This is a genomic window from Nitriliruptor sp. (assembly GCF_040882075.1).
Classification (GTDB): domain Bacteria; phylum Actinomycetota; class Nitriliruptoria; order Nitriliruptorales; family Nitriliruptoraceae; genus Nitriliruptor.
Genome location: NZ_JBBEBZ010000133.1, coordinates 1 through 3,023, shown reverse-complemented (window position 1 = coordinate 3,023; position 3,023 = coordinate 1). Strand labels below are relative to the sequence as shown.

The 3,023-nt window shown below is 72.4% G+C and carries 2 protein-coding genes; both read right to left on the bottom strand.

What is annotated here, in order from left to right; translation table 11 throughout:
* Positions 1–1,569, bottom strand: a 1,569-nt coding sequence (locus tag WEB03_RS08050) for a hydantoinase/oxoprolinase family protein (RefSeq protein WP_368070432.1), incomplete at its 3' end; no start/stop codon positions are given.
* Between the two features lie 67 nt (positions 1,570–1,636).
* Entirely contained in the window at positions 1,637–2,947 is a 1,311-nt protein-coding gene (locus tag WEB03_RS08045) for an amidase (protein WP_368070431.1), read from the bottom strand.
* Between the last annotated feature and the right edge of the window lie 76 nt (positions 2,948–3,023).

Sequence of the window (3,023 nt, the reverse complement as noted above, 5' to 3'; positions counted from 1 at the left end):
GTCGTTCTTGACGTCGACGGTCAGCAGCCCGAAGGCGGACAGGTTGCCCGGGTCGAGCGGGACGATGACCGCGTCCAGTCCGAGCACGTCGATGAGCCGGCAGATCAGCAGGGGGCCGGAGCCGCCGAAGGCCGCCATCGCGAACTCGCGGACGTCGAGGCCCCGCTTGACGGTGACCTGACGGATGGCGTTGGCCTGGTTCCACGCCGAGATCTCGAGGATCCCGCGCGACGCGTCGGCGGCGGACAGTCCGAGCTTCCCGGCGAGTTGCTCGATGCCGGTCCGGGCCGCGCCGGCATCGAGGTCGATCTCGCCACCGAGCAGGTGCGGCGGGATGCGGCCGAGGTACACGTGGGCATCGGTGACGGTGGGCTCGGTGCCCCCCTTGCCGTAGCAGAGCGGTCCAGGGTCGGCGCCCGCGGACCGGGGCCCGACCTTGAGGTTGCCCTCCGGGCTGATCCACGCGATCGAACCGCCTCCCGCACCGACCGTGACGATGTCGATCATCGGGATCTTGGACGGGAACCGTCCGATCGTGCCCTCGGTGGTCAGCGTCGGCTCGCCGCCGAGGACGACCGACACGTCGGTCGAGGTGCCGCCGCCATCGCAGGTCAGGATGCGGTCGTAGCCGGCCTCGCCCGCGACCAACGCTGCGCCGAGCGCGCCGGCCGCCGGACCGGACAGCACCGTGGTGATGGGCTGGTGGACCACCTCGTCCGAACTGATCACGCCACCGTTCGACTTCATGATGTAGAACGGGACCGACACCGTGTCCCCACCGCTGTCACCAGCGTCCGGACGTGGGCCGGCGGTGGGCTCCCGGTCCGGGGCGGTGTCGGCGGCGGCACGAACCGTGCCGGTGTCCGTGTAGGACGCGAGACGCGCAGCGATCGCGGCGATGTAGCGCCCGACGCGGGGCTTGACCGACGCGTCGACGAGCGTGGTGATGGTCCGCTCGTACTCGCGGTACTCGCGCAGCACCTCCGACGACAGCGAGACGACCGCCTCTGGGTGCTCGCGCCGGATGATGTCGAGGACGCGGCGCTCGTGGGTGTCGTTCGCGTAGCTGTGCAGCAGGCATACGCCGAGCGTGTCGATGCCGCGGTCGCGGTACCAGCGGGCGACCTCGGCGACTCGGGTCTCGTCGAGCGGTCGCACCTCGGTACCACGGACGTCCAAGCGTCCGGCGACCTCCTTGACGCGGTCGACGGGGACGATGCGGTCGGGCTTGACCCAGAAGTAGCTGTTGCCGTAGCCCGACGGGACCGATTGGCGGGCGATCTCGAGGACGTAGCGGTAGCCCTCGGTGGTGATCAGGCCCATCCGCTCGATGTCGTCCTCGAGGAGGGCGTTGGTGGCGACGGTCGTGCCGTGCGAGACGGCGGCGACGTCGGCGCCACCCGCGTCGATGAGGTGCAGGACCTTGTCGACGCCGGCGAGGAACCCCTCGGCGGGGTCGGCGGGGGTCGACGGCGTCTTGGTCGTGGTGAGCTGACCGGTGGACTCGTCGAAGGCCACCACGTCGGTGAACGTGCCACCGGTGTCGATGCCGATGCGGATACGTCTCACGGCGTGGTGCTCCCGGACGGAGGTGGCGAGGTGACGGCGGCGAGGCTCAGCGCGGACCGGGCACCGGTCACGGCGTGGTGCTCCCGGACGGAGGTGGCGAGGTGACGGCGGCGAGCGCGGGTGCGATCAGGGCGGCAGCGGTGAGCGCCGTGCCGTCGTCGTCCGGTGCGGCGATCACCTGCGCGCCGACCGGCAAGCCGGACGGGCCGGTGAGGCCGGGGACCGACACCGTCGGCGTGCCGAGCAGCGTCCAGGCGCGGCACAGCAGCGGGTCGCCCGTCGTGGCGATGGGCGGGGGCTCACCGAGGACCGACGGAGCCAGCAGCGCGGGTGTTGCGGCGAACACGGCCGGCAGCTGGGCTCGGCACCGTTCCGCGAGGGCGGTCGCGTCGTCGTAGCGCTCCGCCAGGCTCTCGCCGGCGTCGAGGTAGGTGCGGAGCTGATCGCTCAACTGGTCGCCGTGCAGCTGCCGTTCCCACGCGAGGGAGCGGGACACCTCGACGCCCATGATGATCTCCTGCGCGGAGACCAGGCCGGCGAACTCGGGCGGGAGTTCGACCTCGACGACGTCGGCGATCCGGGCGAGCGAGGTCGCGGCTGCTTCGAGCAGCGATCGGGTCGCGGGTTCGAGCTCGTCCCACCACGGGGTCCGGCAGAACCCGATGCGGGGCTGGTCGCCGAGGTCGGTCGGACGGAACCGGTCCGGGTCCTCGGCCATCACCCCGAGCGCGACCGCGACGTCGGCGGCGTCCCGCCCGAAGGCTCCCACGTGGTCGAGGGTCGTGGAGCAGAGCTTGACGCCTGCCGTCGGGATCGCGCCGTAGGTCGGCTTGCCACCGAAGATGCCGCAGAACGAGGCGGGCCGGACCACCGAACCGGCGGTCTGGGTGCCGAGCGCCAGCGGGATCGTGCCGGCCGCGACCGCTGCAGCCGACCCGGACGAGGACCCGCCGGGCGTGCGCGCGGGGTCCAGTGGGTGCGTGGTCGGCCCGGGGGTGAAGACCGCGAACTCGGTGGTCACGGTCTTGCCGATGATGACCGCACCGGCGCGGTGCAGCCGGGTCACGGCGACGGCCGATACCTCGGGTTGGTGGTCGGCGTGGATCGACGAGCCGTACCGCGTGGGCAGGTCCGCGGTGTCGATGAGGTCCTTCACACCGACCGGGACGCCGTGCAGCGGCCCGCGCGAGGGCTCGGTGTCACGGGACCGGGCCTCGGCGAGCGCCTGGTCGGGATCGAGGTGGGCCCAGGCGTGGAGGGTGTCCTCGCGGGCGTCGATGGCCGCGAGACAGTCGGAGACCAGCTGCTCGCTGGTGAGCTCACCGTCCCGGATCGCGGCCGCCGCCGCGAGCGCCGACAGCGACGAGGCGTCCGTCACGACGACGAACGAGCGGTGCGGCGGCCGATGATGACCCCGATGAGCGCGACCAGGGCGCCGAGCCCGAAGGCGATCA